General features: G+C 52.8%; 17 protein-coding genes and 1 tRNA gene. 15 read left to right on the top strand and 3 right to left on the bottom strand.

Translation table 11 applies throughout. The features are described 5' to 3' along the window. Positions 1-51: 51 nt before the first annotated feature. Complete coding sequence (locus tag ACM615_RS06840; RefSeq protein WP_129638586.1) at positions 52-267, bottom strand: YgdI/YgdR family lipoprotein; 216 nt, start codon at positions 265-267, stop codon at positions 52-54. Positions 268-722: 455 nt separating this feature from the next. Here ACM615_RS06840 and ACM615_RS06835 point away from each other — a divergent pair, with 455 nt between their 5' ends. From ACM615_RS06835 to ACM615_RS06795, 9 genes are all read left to right on the top strand, one after another. Then, the gene (locus ACM615_RS06835; RefSeq protein WP_120161825.1) at positions 723-1847 is read left to right on the top strand and encodes a branched-chain amino acid ABC transporter substrate-binding protein; all 1125 of its coding nucleotides are present in this window, start codon (positions 723-725) and stop codon (positions 1845-1847) included. 80 nt (positions 1848-1927) lie between these two features. Continuing rightward, complete coding sequence (locus ACM615_RS06830) at positions 1928-2842, top strand: ABC transporter permease subunit (RefSeq protein WP_120161826.1); 915 nt, start codon at positions 1928-1930, stop codon at positions 2840-2842. A gap of 10 nt (positions 2843-2852) precedes the next feature. After that, the gene (gene livM, locus ACM615_RS06825) at positions 2853-4142 is read left to right on the top strand and encodes a high-affinity branched-chain amino acid ABC transporter permease LivM (RefSeq protein WP_132963846.1); all 1290 of its coding nucleotides are present in this window, start codon (positions 2853-2855) and stop codon (positions 4140-4142) included. Then, the gene (locus ACM615_RS06820) at positions 4139-5032 is read left to right on the top strand and encodes an ABC transporter ATP-binding protein (RefSeq protein ID WP_129638588.1); all 894 of its coding nucleotides are present in this window, start codon (positions 4139-4141) and stop codon (positions 5030-5032) included. The genes livM and ACM615_RS06820 overlap by 4 nt, the downstream gene beginning before the upstream one ends. Continuing rightward, positions 5029-5745 (top strand): ABC transporter ATP-binding protein, encoded by a 717-nt coding sequence (locus ACM615_RS06815; RefSeq protein WP_431011689.1) that lies wholly within the window; start codon positions 5029-5031, stop codon positions 5743-5745. The genes ACM615_RS06820 and ACM615_RS06815 overlap by 4 nt, the downstream gene beginning before the upstream one ends. A 416-nt stretch (positions 5746-6161) precedes the next feature. Further along, entirely contained in the window at positions 6162-8474 is a 2313-nt protein-coding gene (opgB, locus tag ACM615_RS06810) for a phosphatidylglycerol--membrane-oligosaccharide glycerophosphotransferase (RefSeq protein WP_129638590.1), read from the top strand. 246 nt (positions 8475-8720) lie between these two features. Next, the gene (locus ACM615_RS06805) at positions 8721-9563 is read left to right on the top strand and encodes a MetQ/NlpA family ABC transporter substrate-binding protein (RefSeq protein ID WP_431011688.1); all 843 of its coding nucleotides are present in this window, start codon (positions 8721-8723) and stop codon (positions 9561-9563) included. 11 nt (positions 9564-9574) lie between these two features. After that, entirely contained in the window at positions 9575-10729 is a 1155-nt protein-coding gene (locus tag ACM615_RS06800) for a methionine ABC transporter ATP-binding protein (RefSeq protein WP_431011687.1), read from the top strand. After that, complete coding sequence (locus ACM615_RS06795; RefSeq protein ID WP_120161833.1) at positions 10710-11366, top strand: methionine ABC transporter permease; 657 nt, start codon at positions 10710-10712, stop codon at positions 11364-11366. The genes ACM615_RS06800 and ACM615_RS06795 overlap by 20 nt, the downstream gene beginning before the upstream one ends. A gap of 42 nt (positions 11367-11408) precedes the next feature. Here the strand turns inward: ACM615_RS06795 and ACM615_RS06790 are convergent, their stop codons facing one another. Beyond that, on the bottom strand, positions 11409-12722 hold the full coding sequence (locus ACM615_RS06790) for an NAD(P)/FAD-dependent oxidoreductase (protein WP_159281536.1): 1314 nt from the start codon (positions 12720-12722) through the stop codon (positions 11409-11411). Positions 12723-13070: 348 nt separating this feature from the next. On the opposite strand from ACM615_RS06790, the gene ACM615_RS06785 reads away from it, so the two are divergent. The 3 genes from ACM615_RS06785 to ACM615_RS06775 all read left to right on the top strand — a co-directional run bounded on the left by ACM615_RS06785 (position 13071) and on the right by ACM615_RS06775 (position 14115). After that, positions 13071-13223, top strand: a complete 153-nt coding sequence (locus tag ACM615_RS06785) for a Hok/Gef family protein (RefSeq protein ID WP_112290661.1) — start codon at positions 13071-13073, stop codon at positions 13221-13223. Positions 13224-13453: 230 nt separating this feature from the next. Next, a complete protein-coding gene (locus ACM615_RS06780; protein WP_129638595.1) occupies positions 13454-13813 on the top strand; it encodes a type II toxin-antitoxin system RelE/ParE family toxin in 360 nt (119 codons plus the stop codon). Continuing rightward, entirely contained in the window at positions 13813-14115 is a 303-nt protein-coding gene (locus tag ACM615_RS06775; protein ID WP_120161836.1) for a helix-turn-helix domain-containing protein, read from the top strand. Before ACM615_RS06780 ends, ACM615_RS06775 begins: the two co-directional genes overlap by 1 nt. Positions 14116-14201: 86 nt before the next feature. Here the strand turns inward: ACM615_RS06775 and ACM615_RS06770 are convergent. Further along, positions 14202-14277 (bottom strand) — tRNA-Asn (locus tag ACM615_RS06770). A gap of 395 nt (positions 14278-14672) precedes the next feature. Between ACM615_RS06770 and ACM615_RS06765 the strand changes: the two genes are divergently transcribed. From ACM615_RS06765 to ACM615_RS06755, 3 genes are read left to right on the top strand one after another with little or no spacing between them, the layout of a single operon-like run. Beyond that, entirely contained in the window at positions 14673-15545 is an 873-nt protein-coding gene (locus ACM615_RS06765) for a MurR/RpiR family transcriptional regulator (RefSeq protein WP_431011686.1), read from the top strand. Positions 15546-15573: 28 nt separating this feature from the next. After that, positions 15574-16155, top strand: a complete 582-nt coding sequence (gene ddpX, locus ACM615_RS06760) for a D-alanyl-D-alanine dipeptidase (protein ID WP_129638597.1) — start codon at positions 15574-15576, stop codon at positions 16153-16155. Positions 16156-16202: 47 nt separating this feature from the next. Then, positions 16203-17783 carry an ABC transporter substrate-binding protein gene (locus tag ACM615_RS06755; RefSeq protein WP_132963851.1) on the top strand — a complete coding sequence of 527 codons (1581 nt, stop codon included), beginning with the start codon at positions 16203-16205 and terminating at the stop codon, positions 17781-17783. The last annotated feature ends 100 nt before the right edge of the window (positions 17784-17883 follow it).

Here is a 17883-nt window from a genome sequence, read left to right as displayed (position 1 = left end):
TGTAATTCATCGGTCGGGCTGTCGAAAAAATGTAATTCCCATCGGTCACGCCTACTTCTTCACAATGCCCGCGATATCATTGGTGTTCATCAGATGATAATCGCCGTTCATGTCGGTGTAGCTGGTCATGCCGGTATCGCGGTCACGGTCGGGTTCACCGTGGGCGAAAAACTGGTCGCCCGCTTTGGTGTTGATCACATAATCACTGGCACAGCCTGATAATCCCATGGCCAGCACAATCGCCGTCAGGCAGGATAATTTCTTCATTGTTCAGTCGTTTCCTGTTGCAATCATCTGACCGCATTACAAAACAACCCGCCGAAAGAAGCAAAGAAAAAATATATCAACGGATTAGCCGTGGGGAACTTAACGTTACATTTTGGTGCAGGGCGTTCCGGTATCGTTATTTTCCTATTCTTTTCAGCACCAGTGCGGTGCGATGTGATCCCGTCGTTGTTTCTGCGAGTTCCCCGCAACGCCTGACAGGCGCTATCTATACTCACATAACCGTAACAATCACAGACGTCGGGTAACACTGGCAGATATTTTGCTTAAGTTTCTTACCTTTGATGTTGTCCGCCAGCGGTGGACAAACGGGATCTCCCCTCCATTGGCTTGTGCTTTAAATTTCAGATTTTCAGATTACGACTTTGCGTTGGTGTTTTTGCTGCATGCGTTGCCCATAACCCGTTTGCATAAACTCAGTCCTAAGGATCATGATGATGTCGATGAAATTTATGAAAAGTCCTCTCTCTCTTTTACTGGCTGGTTGTCTGGTCACGGCCTTCTCCGCGCGTGCGGATATTGTGATTGGGGTTGCCGGTCCGTTCACCGGTCCGAATGCCACTTATGGTGATCAGTACTGGCATGGGGCGACTCAGGCCGCCGAAGACATTAATGCCGCAGGCGGGATCAACGGCGAGAAAATCAAACTGGTTCAGGGTGATGATGCCTGCGAGCCAAAACAAGCGGTCGCGGTGGCTAACCGGCTGGTAGATCAGGATAAAGTGCAGGCAGTGGTCGGACATTTCTGTTCATCCTCTACCATGCCTGCGTCTGAGGTGTATAACGACGCCGGGATTATCGCCATCACGCCGGGCTCAACTAATCCGCAGATCACTGAACGCGGCATGAGCGATATGTTCCGTATGTGTGGGCGCGATGACCAGCAGGGGCTGGTGGCCAGCGATTACATCATCGACAAACTGAAAGCCAAAAAAGTGGTCATCATTCACGACAAAGATACCTACGGACAGGGGCTGGCGGATGCCACCAAAGCAGCGCTTAACAAACGCGGCGTGAAAGAAGTGATGTATGAAGGCCTGTCGCGCGGCGAAAAAGACTTTAATGCGCTGGTTACCAAAATCAGTGCGCAGAAACCAGATGTGGTGTTCTTTGGCGGCTGCCATCCGGAAGCCGGTCCGTTAGTTCGCCAGATGCGTGAGCAGGGCGTTCAGGCGACGTTCTTCTCCGGTGACTGTATCGTCAACGAAGAAATGGTCACCGCTGCCGGCGGTCCCCAATACACCAATGGCATTCTGATGACCTTTGGCAAAGACCCGCGTCTGATCCCGGACGGCAAAGCCGTTATCGATAAATTCCGCGCCAACAAATTCGAGCCGGAAGGTTACACCCTCTATTCCTACGCGTCCGTGCAGGCCATTGCCGCCGCCTTCAAAGCCACCGGCGGCAGCGATTCTGCCAAAGCCAGCGCCTGGCTTAAAGCCAACAGTGTCGATACCGTCATGGGTAAAAAGGCCTGGGACAGCAAAGGCGACCTGAAAGTCTCTGATTACGTGGTTTATAAGTGGGATGACAAAGGCAAATATCAGGAAGTTAAGGAATAACTCATTTTGATTTGCCAGTTCTAATCTGTGTCAGACCGCGCTCTTAGCCAGGCGCGGTCACAAAAAGAGACTGCGTATTTATGGATTCATTCTTCCTGCAACAACTGTTTAATGGCATTACGCTCGGTGCTGTCTACGGTCTCATCGCCATCGGCTACACCATGGTTTACGGTATTATCGGCATGATCAACTTTGCTCACGGCGAAGTGTATATGATTTCGGCTTACCTCTGCGCTATCGCGCTGGCGCTGCTTTCCTTCTTCGGGCTGCACTCTTTTCCGCTGCTGATCCTCGGCACACTGGTGTTCACCATCGTGGTGACCGGCGTTTACGGCTGGGCGATTGAGCGCATTGCCTACAAACCTCTGCGAAATTCCACGCGCCTTGCACCGCTGATTTCTGCTATCGGCATGTCGCTGATTTTGCAGAACTACGCACAAATCAGTCAGGGACCGCGACAGCAGGGCATTCCTACGATGTTTGATGGCGCGCTGCGTTTTCATATCGGAGACAGCTTTGTCCAGATGACCTACACCAAACTGTTCATTCTGGTGGCGTCCCTTGTCGGCATGTTGGTTTTGTCGTGGATTATCAGCAACACCAAACTCGGTCGTATGTGTCGTGCGGTACAGCAGGACAGAAAAATGGCCTCAATTCTCGGCATCAACACCGATCGCATTATCTCGCTGGTCTTTATGATCGGCGCGGCGATGGCGGGGCTGGCAGGCGTACTGGTCACCATGAACTACGGCACTTTTGATTTCTATGCCGGATTTATCATCGGCATCAAAGCCTTTACCGCAGCGGTACTCGGTGGGATCGGATCGTTACCGGGCGCGATGCTCGGCGGCCTGATACTGGGTATCGCCGAAGCGCAGTTCTCGGGCATGGTGAATTCCGATTACAAAGACGTGTTCTCTTTTGGATTGCTGGTGGTGATCCTTATTTTCCGCCCTCAGGGCCTGCTGGGCCGTCCGGTCGTGACGAAAGTGTGAGGGAAATAAAATGACGACACAAACTGCTGTGAGCGGCGGATTTTCGCTTAAACGCTGCCTGCTGGATGCCATTTTCGCCGGACTGGTGGCGTTGATTATTTTCGGACCTGTGGTCGGCGTGGTGCTGGACGGCTATAGCTTTAACTTTCATTCCCAGCGGCTAATCTGGATTATCGCCGCTGTCATGCTCGGACGTTTTTTGCTTAGCGCTTTTCTGGAAACCGCAGCCGGACAGAAAACGCGTGCGCGCTTCGAATCCGACAGCGCGGGTGTATACGTCCGTCCGCCGGATCACAAAAGCAACCTGCGCTGGATATTGCCCCTGCTGATTGTGCTGGCGATTTTCTTCCCGTTTGTTGCCACTAAATACATTCTGACCGTCGCTATTCTGGGGCTGATTTACGTGCTGCTTGGCCTCGGGCTGAATATCGTGGTTGGTCTGGCCGGGCTACTGGATCTGGGATACGTGGCCTTTTACGCCATCGGCGCCTACGGACTGGCGCTGGGATATCAGTATCTCGGCCTCGGATTCTGGTCGATGCTGCCGCTGGCCGCCGTGATGGCCGCACTGGCCGGGGCTTTGCTGGGCTTTCCGGTGCTGCGTATGCATGGCGATTATCTGGCGATTGTGACGCTCGGCTTTGGCGAAATCATCCGTCTGGTGCTGACTAACTGGTTGTCGTTCACCGGCGGCCCGAATGGCGTTTCCGCGCCACCTCCGACGTTTTTCGGTCTGGAGTTTGGCCGACGGGCGAAAGAGGGCGGCGTGCCGTTCCACGAGTTTTTCCATCTCACCTATAACCCGAATATGAAATTTATTTTCATCTACGCGGTGCTGGTTCTGGTGGTGTTGCTGGTGCTGTTTATCAAACACCGCCTGACCCGCATGCCGATTGGCCGCGCGTGGGAAGCATTGCGCGAAGATGAAATCGCCTGCCGCGCAATGGGTCTTAATCACGTACTGGTTAAGCTTTCGGCGTTTACACTTGGCGCTTCTACTGCCGGTATCGCGGGCGTGTTTTTCGCTACCTATCAGGGATTTGTCAACCCGACGTCTTTCACCTTCTTTGAATCTGCGCTGATCCTCGCCATTGTGGTGCTGGGTGGGATGGGCTCGACCATCGGCGTGGTGCTTGCGGCATTTGTGCTGACCGTCGCGCCGGAACTGTTACGCAGTTTTGCCGAATACCGCGTGCTGCTGTTCGGGGTGTTAATGGTGGTGATGATGATCTGGCGACCACGCGGGTTAATCCGCATCAGCCGCAGCGGGTTTGCCGCGCGTAAAGGAGTCGCGCCATGAGCGAAGCGTTAGCGGATAACAATATTCTGAGTGTCGAACATTTACGTATGCATTTTGGCGGAATTAAGGCGCTGAACGATGTGAATCTGGCGGTAAAACGCGGCTCGATTACCGCGCTGATCGGCCCGAACGGCGCAGGGAAAACCACAGTATTTAATTGCCTGACCGGTTTCTATAAAGCGTCCGGCGGCAATATTCTGCTCAATACCCGCCGCCGCACCACCAACGTCATTCAGGTGCTCGGTCAGAAATTCCAGCCGGATGACTGGATAAAACCGGCACAGCTGGGAAAACGAATTTTCTACAAAATGTTTGGCGGAACACATCTGGTGAACCGCGCCGGACTGGCGCGTACTTTCCAGAATATCCGGTTGTTTCGTGAAATGTCGGTGATTGAAAACTTGCTGGTCGCGCAACACATGCAAACCAACCGCAATCTGATCGCGGGTGTGCTCAATACTCCCGCCTATCGCCGTGCGGAAAATCAGGCGCTGGACCGGGCATTTTACTGGCTGGAAGTCGTCGAACTGGTGGATTGCGCCAACCGGCTGGCGGGCGAGATGTCTTACGGTCAGCAACGGCGTCTGGAAATTGCGCGGGCGATGTGTACCGCGCCGGAGATGATTTGCCTCGATGAACCGGCTGCCGGTCTTAATCCGGTAGAGACGCGAACGCTGAGTAAAATCATCCGTTTTCTGCGCGATCACCACGACATTACCGTCCTGCTGATTGAACACGATATGGGCATGGTGATGGAAATATCCGACCATATTATCGTGCTCGATCACGGCGATGTGATTGCCGAAGGCTTGCCCCATGCCATTCAAAATGATGAGAAAGTCATTGCCGCCTATCTCGGTGCTGATGAAGACGACGAGGTCAGTTTATGAGTGACGCGATGCTGGAGTTTCGCGATGTGAATGTGTATTACGGGGCGATTCAGGCGTTGCAGCAGGTTTCGCTGCAGGTGAATCAGGGAGAAACCGTGGCGCTGATTGGCGCGAACGGAGCCGGAAAATCCACCTTGCTGATGTCGATATTTGGCCAGCCACGCGTGCAGAGCGGACAGATTTTATTTCGTGGCGAAGATATCAGCCGTAAATCGACGCACTTTGTGGCCTCTGCGGGTATTGCGCAGTCGCCAGAAGGGCGGCGGGTTTTTCCGGACATGACCGTCGAGGAAAATCTGCTGATGGGCACCATTCCCATCGGCAACAAATATGCCGCGGAAGATCTGCAAACCATGTTTGACCTCTTTCCGCGTCTTAAAGAGCGGCGAAAGCAACGGGCGATGACCATGTCCGGCGGTGAACAGCAAATGCTGGCGATTGCCCGTGCGCTGATGAGCCGTCCCAAATTGCTGTTGCTCGACGAGCCCAGTCTGGGGCTGGCGCCGATCATCGTAAAACAGATTTTTCAGACCCTGCGCGAACTGGCGCAAAGCGGGATGACTATCTTTCTTGTGGAGCAAAATGCGCATCATGCACTGAAGCTTTCTGACCGCGGATACGTGATGGTTAACGGGCAGATCCGCCTCAGCGGTACGGGGGATGAACTTTTGCATAATCAGGAAGTGCGTAAAGCCTATCTGGGAGGAATCTGATTTTTCATTATCAAAGCCCGCAATACCGTGTATCGCGGGCTTTCCCGCCAACTATTTTTCGCATTTTCAATCTCCCTCCACATTTCGCTCATACTAATCGGCTATCATGCAATTCTTACCGAAAAGTGACGGCGCCGTTAAATTTCTGAGTTATCATCCGCAGCCGGTCGTCAATAGTTTGTAAAAAGTCAGTTTTTTAGGACAAATCAGTGACCTGACGCAGTGTTAAGGCGTTGACCCTCTCAGGGCAACAGGCTATATAGCGCTATCCGTTTTTGGCATGACATTTTCCTGTCTCAGGGATGAAGTGAATGACAACTCAGTCATTCGCTCGATGAGTTGAACCGTCGGCGCTGCCCGTAAAGCGGCAGAGAAGGGTCGCAGAGTTTATTGTTTTAATCAGACAGGGTGCTGAAATGGCTTCTGAGATAATTTCATTTATTTTATTTCTTTCCTCAATTTTCCTCTACGTCACAAGGGCGTCGGCCAGCCGCGTCTGGTTTTCGCTGGTGCTGTTTTTCCTCGGCCTTTACGTCATCCTGAATGTCATTCTGATTGGCAGTAATTACTTCACGGGTGAAGGCATTACGGATGCGGTGTTATATACCGTCACCAGCAGCCTGAAGGGCGCAGGCCTGAATAAATATATCCTGCCATTCATTGGCTTACTGACCGGACTGATTGCTGTTTTTGCATTACTGGCATGGGGACTCAAACAGCGCCGTGCCAAAAACAGCAGCGTCATGTACAGCGTGCTGGCCGTAGTGCTTGCCGTGTTCTCAGTCGGTTCAACTCAGGCATTCCAGAATATCTCCCGCCTGGTGAAAACGCAGATCTCCGGTCATGGCGCCGATTTCGATACTTATTACAAAGTGCCGGAAAAAATCGTTAAAGGCGCAAAAAAACCAAACCTGGTTTATATCTATGGCGAAAGCCTCGAACGGACCTATTTTGACGACAAAGTGTTCCCGGGGCTGACGACTGAATTAAGCCAGCATAAAGCGCAAAGTATTGATTTTACGAATACTAAACAGGTGCCGGGTACCGGTTATACCATCGCCGGCATGGTCGCTTCACAATGTGGCATCCCACTTTTTGCGCCTTTCGATGGCAATGCCTCCAGCGCGCTGGCGACCTTCTATCCCGAAAACGTCTGTATTGGTGATGTGCTGAAAGGCGCGGGATACACTAACTATTTCTATCAGGGCGCAGAACTGGCGTTTGCCGGTAAAGGCACCTTCCTGAAATCTCACGGCTTCGACCATCTATATGGTTACAACGAACTGCGTCCGACTGTCGCTGACCCGTCTTATAAAAATGACTGGGGCTGGTATGACGATACGTTGCTGGAAGAGGTTTACAAAAAATTCGTGACGCTGAGCAAGGAAGGCAAGCCTTTCTCGCTGTTTACGCTGACTGTCGATACCCACCATCCGGACGGCTTTATTTCGCGCGGTTGTACCCGCAATGAATATAAAGTGAACGGTAAGGCTAACCAGTCGCTGAGCGCGGTTTCCTGTAGTCAGGAACTGATTGCGGCCTTTATCGATAAAATTAAAAAATCTGGTTATTACGATAACACCATCATTGTGGTGTCTTCCGATCATCTGGCGATGAACAATACGGCGTATAACATTCTCACCAAACAGAATCGTAAAGACCTGTTCTTCGTGATGGACGGACGTCATCCGGCAGCTGCCGATCAGAATGCGGCGAAACGCAGCACGCTGGATAACGGCGCTACCGTGCTCGATATTATGGGCGGTGATAACTTTATCGGTCTCGGGCGCAGCGGCATTTCGGCCACTTCGATGACCGCGCAGTTCCTCAACATTGATGACAAAGTGAATGCCTGGAAACCGGCGGTTATCAAACAGTGGGGCTTCCCGAACAGCATTAAAAATTACGCAGTGAACACCAAAGACAATACCTTCACATTCTCCGGCATGACCATCAAAACGCCGTTTATACTGAAGGTCACCGGCGACAAAATTGAACCCATGTTTGACGTTTATCTTTCCACGCCGCTGAAAAAACAACTGGCGGGGCTGGCGACCAGTGACAACTTTGTCTGGGTGGATAAATGCTACGAAATGGGGCGCGTCTGGGCACCGGAGTTGTCGCTGAACACCGGTCTGTGCGTGGCGTCAGGTAACCTCGGAGCGAAGCCGTCTATCGTGCAGGTCACCGGTGCTACCTTCAAAGGGAAAGTCGATTTCGCAAAAGACACGTCGGGCAGCAATGCCATTTATCAGCAAACGCTGAAAACCCTGAATATTGATGATGAAGCGACGCGATATCAGTCTCCTGCCATCGCCTTTATGGTGCCGGGTTTACCAGAGCAGGTGAAAGCGATTACCGGTGTTTCGACAGTAGAAAACTGGGGACGCTGGTCGGATGCTAATCTGGCACCTTCGGTGAAAATTGATTACGTCAAACCGCTGCCAACCACATTTGACGTAGTGATCCGCGCACGTGCTTACGGCAATAACATTGATAAACCGGTCTCCGTGCGCGTGGGCGATCAGGAACAGTTTGTCACCTTCGGCGATCAGGACGGCATCGTGAAAGTGCAATTCACTAACCCTGAAGCGGCGCAGAGTATTGTCATCACGCCACCGGCACCGACCGAGCCCACCGAAGGCACCAGCGGCGGCTTCCAGCCACGTAAACTGGGCATCGGGATGGTGTCTCTGGAAGTCCAGCCGGTTGAAGAGCCGCAATCTTAAAACGCGCCTGTGATGCCTTTCTGCTGAACATGAAAACCCGCCTCGGCGGGTTTTTTATTGCCAATGTTCTGTCCTTGCGTCTAAAGCTTTTTTATCGATTTACTATCCCATTTCAGTTATTCATTTTCAGAATAACCATCGCTAAAACAATATTATAAAGAAATAAGCCGATGGGTATACTCGCCAAATTCCTGCACTGAAACACAGCCGTGTGCAGGCCTCTCATCACACTTTTGGGGATACTCTATGCGTAAGACATTTACCAACTCTAAGACCCGTATTAACCGTGCATTTTTGCTGGCCGCGACTTCAGCCGCCATTCTTTCCGCCAGCGTTCTGGCGCCGCTGAGCGCAGCACATGCCGCCGACAAAACGACCATTAAAGTCGGTATTATCAGTGGAGAAGATGAAGATGTCTGGCGCGAAGTGGTTAAACAGGCGGCCGCGAAAGGGCTGACCGTCAAACCGGTTATTTTCAATGATTACAATCAGCCGAACGAAGCGCTGCAAAACGGGGAAGTGGATGCCAACGCCTTCCAGCATCAGCCTTTCCTCGACAATCAGATCAAAGTAAATCACTACAATATCGTGCGCGTGGGCGATACCGCCGTGTGGCCAATCGGTTTGTATTCTAAAAAAGTAAAATCAGCCGACGAACTGAAAGAAGGCTCGGTGATTGGTGTGCCGAACGATCCGTCGAACGAAGCACGCGGCCTGATCCTGCTCCAGCAATCTGGCGTCATTAAGCTCAAACCCGGTGCCGGTATTTTCGCGACAACCGCGGACATCACTGAGAACCCGCGCCATGTGGTCATCAAAGAGCTGGATTCCGGCATTATTGGCCGTTCCGTACCTGATTTAGACGCGGCAATTGTCAACACCGACTGGGCACTGAAAAGTGGCCTGACGCCTGCGGACCGTATCGCGCAGGAGCCGGTAAAAGGTAACCCTTACAATAACTTCATCGCGGTGAAAACAGAAAATGTTAACGAGCCATGGGTGAAAACGCTGGTCAGTGCTTACCAGAATGATGCCGTCAAACAGGAGTTTGATAAGGTTTATAAAGGCACCGGCGTGACGGCCTGGTAAGGATGTAAAGCATGACGATCCTCTCTGAAACCGGCGCGCAATTTACCGCGACGCCTTCAGATAACGACGATGCCCGCCCGGTGAACGCCGGGCTGTTCACAGATACCGGCAGGGACGTGGCGCACACAGGCACGGAGAATGTCGTGCGTCTGCACCGCGTCAGCCGCCAGTTTGGTACGACGCAGGCGCTGAAAGAGGTTTCGCTGACGGTCCGGCGGGGCGAAATCCTCGGCATTATCGGACGAAGCGGAGCGGGTAAATCGACGCTGATCCGCTGCCTTAACGGCCTCGAGCAGCCTGATGAAGGCGTGATTGAAATCGAAGGGCGTCCGATTACCGGCCTCAGCGAAAAAGCCTTGCAGGCTGTGCGCAGTCGCGTCGGAATGGTATTTCAGCACTTCAATTTGCTCTCAGCCAAAACCGTTGAGCAAAACGTCGCGCTGCCGCTGAAAATTGCCGGATACGATAAGGCACGGCGTCAGGCGCGCGTCGCCGAATTGCTGGCGCTGGTGGGGCTGGAGGACAAAGCTAAAAACTATCCGGCGGCTTTATCCGGCGGGCAGAAACAGCGTGTCGGTATAGCCCGTGCGCTGGCGGCCAATCCGGCGCTTTTGCTCTGCGATGAAGCGACGTCGGCGCTGGATCCTGAAACGACGCGTTCGATTCTGGCACTGCTGCAATCGCTTAATCAGAAACTCGGTATCACCATTTTGCTGATCACGCATGAGATGGAAGTGATCAAAAAAATCGCGCATCGCGTGGCAGTGATTAATGTCGGCGAAATTATCGAGGAAGGGCCGGTGTGGCAGGTGTTTGCGCATCCGCAATCCCCGCTGACCCGAACGTTGTTGCAGGGTTTGCTGCCACAACTGCCGGAAGCGCTGGCCGAACGCTTGTCAGCGGTACGCCAGGGCGAGGCGATTTACAGCGTTCAGTATGCCGAACAGGGCAGGCAGGGCGAAATTCTTACGCAGATGGCGACCGCTTTACCGGGCAAATTTCGCCTGATTCAGGGCGGTGTCGATCATATCCAGCATTACGCCGTCGTGCGTTTCTTCTTCTCAGTGCCGGCGAACGATTCGGCGTCTGAGCAGGTTGTTTTAGACTGGCTGCAACAGCACCAGGCCACTGTGGAGCTGACAGGTTATGTCTCCGGTAATGATTGATTTGCTGATTAACGCCATCGAAGAAACGTTATTGATGACCGCAATTTCCGGGCTGTTTTCACTGATAGCCGGTTTGCCGCTGGGTCTGATTCTGGTGATGAGCAGCCCCGGCGGAATTGCCGAGAATCGCTGGGTTAACCGCTCGCTCGGTCTGGTCATTAACGGATTCCGTTCGCTGCCATTTATCATTTTGCTGGTAGCACTGATCCCGGTTACCCGTTTTCTGGTCGGCACGTCTCTCGGAACCTGGGCAGCGATTGTGCCGTTGTCGATCACGGCAACGCCGTATTTCGCCCGTGTGGCTGAAGTTTCGTTGCGGGATGTCGATCGCGGCCTGATTGACGCCGTTCGCGCCATGGGAGCCAGCAAATTGCGCATTGTCTGGGATGTGCTGATCCCTGAAGCGTTGCCGGGGATATTGTCCGGATTTGTCGTTACGCTGGTGGCGCTGATTGGTGCTTCGGCGATGGCGGGTGCTATCGGCGCTGGCGGACTGGGCGACCTGGCAATCCGTTACGGCTATCAGCGTTTTGAAACGGTGGTGATGATTGAAGTGATCGTCGTACTGATTGTGATGGTGTGTGGCATTCAGTGGCTGGGAGATCGTGTTGTGGCGCGCGTCGATAAGCGTCATTAACAAAGCCGGTCGTCAGCGTATGGCGACCGGCAGGTTCAGGGTTTACATTTCAGTGCGTGAGCGCCAGCGTTCACGAGCCATAAAGCCTTTCACTCCGGCATCCAGGAACGGGCGCGGCGGCAAATAACTGGCGCGCCCGATGCCCTGCATATCGGCCAGCAGCGGATTATCCTCTCCCAGCGCATACTCTGCCAGCAATCGCCCGAACGCGCTTTGCTTGGAACTACCCGAGCCATTGCAGCCCGCCGACGAATACACGTTCGGCCCAATATTCCCCCATACCGGCGCGCCGTTGCGCGTAATACTGATCAACCCCGACCAGGTGTAGGCCATATTGACGTCCTGCAACTGCGGATAAATGCGGGCAAATAATTCCTGATGGCGGCGTGCATGACGGCCAGTTTCGACCGCACTGGTCACCAGACCCGGCGTAAAGTTAACGTGTTCGCGGATCAGGAAACGGTGGTCAGCGGTATAACGCAACGTTGCGCCCGCCAGCGCATTCACCGGCGTCGAGCCCCACGGCGCTATATCGCCAATACGTGCGCGTTGTTCCGGCGTGAGCGGTTCGGTCAATGTGGCAAAGGTCGACATGGCAAAAACGTTGCCTTTGAACAAGGGTAACCCGCGTGCCGCACCGTTGATCGCCAGCATCAGTTTACCCGCGCGCACTTCGCCATGCGGCGTTTCTGCGCGGATACTGCCCTGAGTGTCAATCTGCAACGCGGGCGAGTTAGCATAAACCGTGACGTTCGGGGGCAACGTTGCTACCAGACCACTGATCAGCGCCGCCGGATTCACCAGAATACAGTTGGGCGTATACACCGCGCTGCGGTAGAAATCTGTGCCCAGACGCTGGCGCAGTGCGGCTCTGTCCAGCAGCTCAAAGCTTTCGCCGAGCGTAGTGAGTTCCTGCTGATAATGCGCGATTTCACCGTCAAACTGCTCGCTCACGGCGCAATGGTATTTCCCCGAATTCAGCCAGTCGCACGCAATGTCATGCTTATCGACGGTCTCTTTCAGATGATGCAGACCGTACTGCAACAGACGCCTGTACGCATTGGCGTGTTCCAGCTCAGCCGATGTGCTGCCGACGGTATGCGGTAAATCAATCACAAAGCCTGAATTGCGCGCCGAGGCGTTATCGGCGACGTCCAGCGCCTCAAGCACCACGACATGCTCATGCGGACGAAGCTCGGCAATGCGACGTGCAAACGCCAGCCCGGCGAAACCGGCGCCGATCACCAGCCAGTCAGCCGTCACTGCGCCACGTAAAGCAGGATGACGGGGTATGTTCCCGCGCAGTGCCGCCCAGCCATTAATATTTTGATCAAGAGGTAAATGTTTAATTTTCATCGTTATGTAAGGTCGTTATCCCAGGTGGTTCGATCCTAAGGGATAGCCGTTTAGATGTCTAATGCGGATTGATGATAAGGATATATTGCATAAAGCGCAGGGGTGGGGATTCCGATGAAAATTAGGACAGAGTGCAGCCAGGTTGACGGGATTTTGTACAGCGGGAGCTGCTAGAATGCGTGCGGGTGCTTGAGGCTTATTCGGCTTGAGCAGAAAGACATAATAGTTGTTCAAGGCATAATAAGACGAAAGCCCCGAGGAGATTTTTAAATCAACCCGAGGCTATCACTACTTGTCTAAGCAACAGCAGGATAGCCTCTTAAAAGCAGAAATGCAACGGAGGGCAAGATGTCGCGAAAGCTTGTGTTACACGGACTCATCGTGGTTTGTTTCACATTGCTGGCCTGGACCTGGATGGTGCGTGACTCGCTCTGCGAGTTACATATCAAACAGGGTATGACAGAGATTGCGGCAGTCTTAAGCTACGAAATTAAGAGCTAACCGTAAGGTGGGGTTCGCCCCACCTTTTTGGTTGTTGACGAAGCATGTTGGCCTCAGGCACCCATTCTTATTATCTGCTCCGTCCGAATTTTGTCTTCATCGCCCGAATTTCTGGAAGACGTCTTCCGTATTTATACCTTCCACCTTGTGACGATACCCTCCGGGCAGTACCTTTCGATTATAGTATTTGACCTATATAGCTTTTAACCTATAATCGACAAGGAGTAGCTGTGTGGATAATTAGTACGACAGAAAGATTTGATGGCTGGTTTGATGGTCTCGATGATGTTGAGCAGGCGAGTGTACTGGCTTTGGCGATCGTCTTAAAAGACAAAGGCCCTGCATTATCCAGGCCTTACGCGGATACAGTGAATAACTCCTGTCATCGTAATATGAAAGAACTGCGTATACAGAGTAAAGGCGAACCCATCCGGGCGTTTTTTGCTTTTGACCCTTTACGCAGAGGTATATTGCTTTGCGCTGGACACAAAGCCGGAAATGAAAAACGATTTTATGATGTCATGATACCGGTTGCCGATAATGAATTTTCCCGGCACCTGAATACGATAATAGAAAAGGAATTACCTTAATGAGCAGAACCCTTGAACAGTTACTGGCATCGGTAAAACCTGAGGTCGCCGCGCAGGCACAGGCAATGGCCGCCGATATTTTGATTACCATTGAGCTGGCCGAACTGCGTGAAAGAATGAACAAAACACAATGTGAGATGGCTGAAACGTTGGGCATTAAACAGCCGACGGTTGCGGGTATAGAAAAGCCGGGCCGTGACCTGAAATTATCGACGTTGAAGCGGTATGTAGAAGCGGCCGGTGGCAAGCTACGTTTGGAAATCGATCTGCCGGACGGCAGCCATTTCGGATTTGCTATGTAAGGGCGGGGTATTACGCTAACCGTTCCGGTCATGCAATCAGAAAGCAAAAAGCCCGCTTAAGTTTCCTTAAGCGGGCTTTTCTAATTTGGCTCCTCTGACTGGACTCGAACCAGTGACATACGGATTAACAGTCCGCCGTTCTACCGACTGAACTACAGAGGAATCGTTTGAACGGGGCGAATAATAGCGACTGCCCCGAAGCATGTCAAAGGGTTAACGCAAAAAGTTGCCCAACTGCTGCCTTAATATTCAACTTGTTGAGTATTAAGGCAAAGTGATTAAAACCTCTGCCAGTTATTCCCCTCTTCGCGCCATTTCACTGACGGATTGCACTAAAAGCAAACACAAGTTGCCTGATTGTTGTGCAGCCGTTATCGACAAGTTTGATTCTGGCCGAGCTTCTGCACGTTTTTTGCCAGGAACCTGCCATAAAAACGTCATAAATGCAGATCTGCTGCACAAATTTCACTCATTTACAGCAACTGGCACACCCCGTGCATTGTTATTTCACTAACAGCAGCTAGTTTTTTGACAATGAAGCAACAAAGGATTAACCGATGCAGCCAGCGCAGGATGTGATCGAGCAACTCGAAGCCTCGTTCGCCGGACAGACACCAACCGGTAAACGCATTGCCAGTTATTTGCTGGCCAATCTGTCGCAGATCCCTTTTGAAACTGCGGACAGCATTGCTCGCAGTGCGGCGACCAGCGGGATTTCTGTCGGGCGTTATCTGCGCAGTCTCGGCTATCGCAATCTGGATCATTTCAAACAAACGTTACGGCTGCAAAGCGGCACCTCTTATCAGCCGTGGATGGTCACTGATCGTCTTGGCGCGTATCGCGAACGCAGTAAACAGCCTCAACAGGAAAAGCTGCAACAGTCATTGGCGCTCGAGCTGGAAGCCATTAATCACGTGTACCAGCTGGCGCAGACGGACAGTTTTGCCCTGGTCAGCCGTCGTCTGGCCGATGCGGAGGCGGTGTTTATTCTCGGCATTCAGTCGCTGCGGGGTATCGCGAATAACTTTTCCAGCTATCTCGAGTATTTACGGCCAAAAGTGTATTTCGCTGACGGACTTTCAGGCACCTACGTCGAATCCCTGAATTCAGAATTTGCACAGCCGTATCTGGTGGTGACCGACACCCGCGCGTATTCGAAGATGGCGCAAACCTATTGCGAAGCGGCCTGCGAACGCGGGCTGAACGTCGCACTGATCACCGACATTTATTGTCCGTGGGCGCGCGATTATCCGGTGGATTTGTTGCAGGTGAAAACTGACACCGGCCAGTTCTGGGATTCAATGGCGCCGCTAAGCTGCCTGTTCAATCTGCTGTGTTCCGCGGTGCTCGAACTGCGCGGCAATGAGGTGGAACAGCGTCTGGCCAGCAACCGGATCCTGCAAAAACAGCTTGGACAATTTGAATCCTGAACTTCTAACCCAGCGGAAAGATTTATTGATGAATACGAAAACACCTGATGTTGTCCTGGTCGATCTGGCTGAAATTCTGCCCGATGCAGTGATCGACCTGAAATATGCCACCGCCGATAACCTGACCGGTCAGCCGATTTATCGCGAATCCCGCTGCCTGTTACATCCTGATGCGGCCGCCGCGCTGAGGCGTTGTAACGACGTAGCGAAGCTGGCCGGATTCACGTTGAAAATCTATGACGCTTACCGGCCACAGGCGGCGCAGGCCTGTTTGTGGGCGGCGTTTCCTAATCCGGATTACGTCGTGGATATCAAACTCGGTTCGCACCACAGCCGCGGTGTGGCGGTGGATCTGACCTTGCTGGATGAGCAGGGTGATGTGGTGGATATGGGCGCGGGCTTTGATGAAATGACCGAAGTTTCGCATCCGTTTTATCCCGATTTACCGCCACAAATCCAGCGTAACCGCTTGTTGCTCAATGCCGTGATGGCAGCGGGCGGCTTTAAGGGGATCACCAGCGAGTGGTGGCACTTTGAATTACCGGATGCCAAAACGTATCCGTTGTTGGAAGAGCGGTTCGGCTGTTATCCGCCGGTGAATGCCGCGTAATTATTGCACGTCTCTTATCACTTTTTGACAGAGCCAGGAGTTCTCCGATGAGCAACACAGCAATCAACACGTTCCGCAAAAATACGAAAACCCAGGTCGCCGGTGCCATTTTTCTCGCCTTGTCAGGCTTAAGCTTTGCCGCGCAGGCTGCCGTGCCAAAAGACATGCTGGTGATTGGTAAAGCGGCGGATCCGCAAACGCTGGATCCTGCGGTGACTATCGACAACAACGACTGGACGGTCACGTATCCGGCGTATCAGCGTCTGGTGCAGTACAAAACCGAAGACGGCAAAGGTTCGACGCAGGTGGAAGGGGATCTGGCGGCGAGCTGGACGGCGTCACCGGACCAACTGGTCTGGACGTTCAAACTCAAACCGGGCGCTAAATTTGATGACGGTTCCGACGTCAATGCCGACGCGGTGAAATGGTCGTTTGGGCGTCTGATGAAGATCGGTCAGGGGCCGTCGGAAGCTTTCCCGAAAGACATGACGGTCACGGTGGTCGATCCGATGACGGTGACCTTTACGCTGAAAACGCCGTTCGCGCCATTCCTCTACACGCTGGCAAATGACGGCGCTGGCATCGTCAATCCGGCAATTGCCAAAGCCAATCCTGCTGATGAAGGCAAGGCGTGGCTGGCGGGTCATACTGCCGGTTCCGGCCCTTATAAACTGGATCGCTGGCAGAAAGGTCAGCAACTGGTGCTGGTGCCGAATCCGCATTACAACGGCACGAAACCGGCGTTTAAACGTGTGACCGTGAAAATTATCGGTGAAAGTGCTACCCGCCGCCTGCAACTGTCGCGCGGGGATCTGGATATCGCCGATTCCCTGCCGATGGATCAGCTGGCTGCGCTCAAGAAAGAGGACAAAGTTGCGGTTGAAGAATTCCCTTCATTGCGCGTGACCTATCTGTATCTCAATAACGCCAAAGCGCCGCTGAATCAGGTGGATTTACGTCGCGCGATTTCTTCTGCCGTGGATTATCAGGGCATGGTGAAAGGCATTCTTGGCGGTAATGCTAAGCAAATGCGCGGGCCAATCCCTGAGGGGATGTGGGGTTTCGACCCGGGGGCGAAACAATACACTTTAGATCTCACGCAGGCCAAAGCTGACCTCGGGAAAGTCAAAGACAAGCCGCAAACGCTGGACTTCCTGTATTCCGACAACGATCCGAACTGGGAATCCATCGCGCTTGCCGTGCAGGCCAGCCTTGGTCAGGCCGGTATCAACGTGAAGCTGGAAAAACTGGCTAACGCCACCATGCGCGACCGTATCGGGCAGGGCGATTACGACATCTCGATTGGTAACTGGAGCCCGGATTTCGCCGATCCGTACATGTTCATGAATTACTGGTTCGAGTCCGATAAAAAAGGCCTGCCGGGTAACCGTTCCTTCTACTCAAATCCTGACGTGGATGCGTTGCTGAAAAAGGCCGTTTCAGTCACCGATCAGAAACAGCGCACTGACTACTACCAGCAGGCGCAGAAAATAGTCATTGATGAAGCGGCGTACGTTTACCTGTTCCAGAAAAACTATCAGGTGGCGATGAACAAAGACGTTAAAGGCTTTGTTTTCAACCCGATGCTGGAGCAGGTGTTTAACGTTTCACAAATGAGTAAAAAATAAATCCCCGTCATACTTCGAACTGCAGATGCGTTGGCTGCACTCATTCGCCCCGGTCACATGGTATATCCATGCTCCCGGGGACTTGTGAGCTTGCCGCCTT

The organism is Rahnella sp. PAMC25617, from assembly GCF_050606005.1.
Classification (GTDB): Bacteria; Pseudomonadota; Gammaproteobacteria; order Enterobacterales; family Enterobacteriaceae; genus Rahnella; species Rahnella variigena.
The sequence above is the reverse complement of the archived record's forward strand: the minus strand, read 5'-3'. Positions and strand labels throughout refer to the sequence as shown.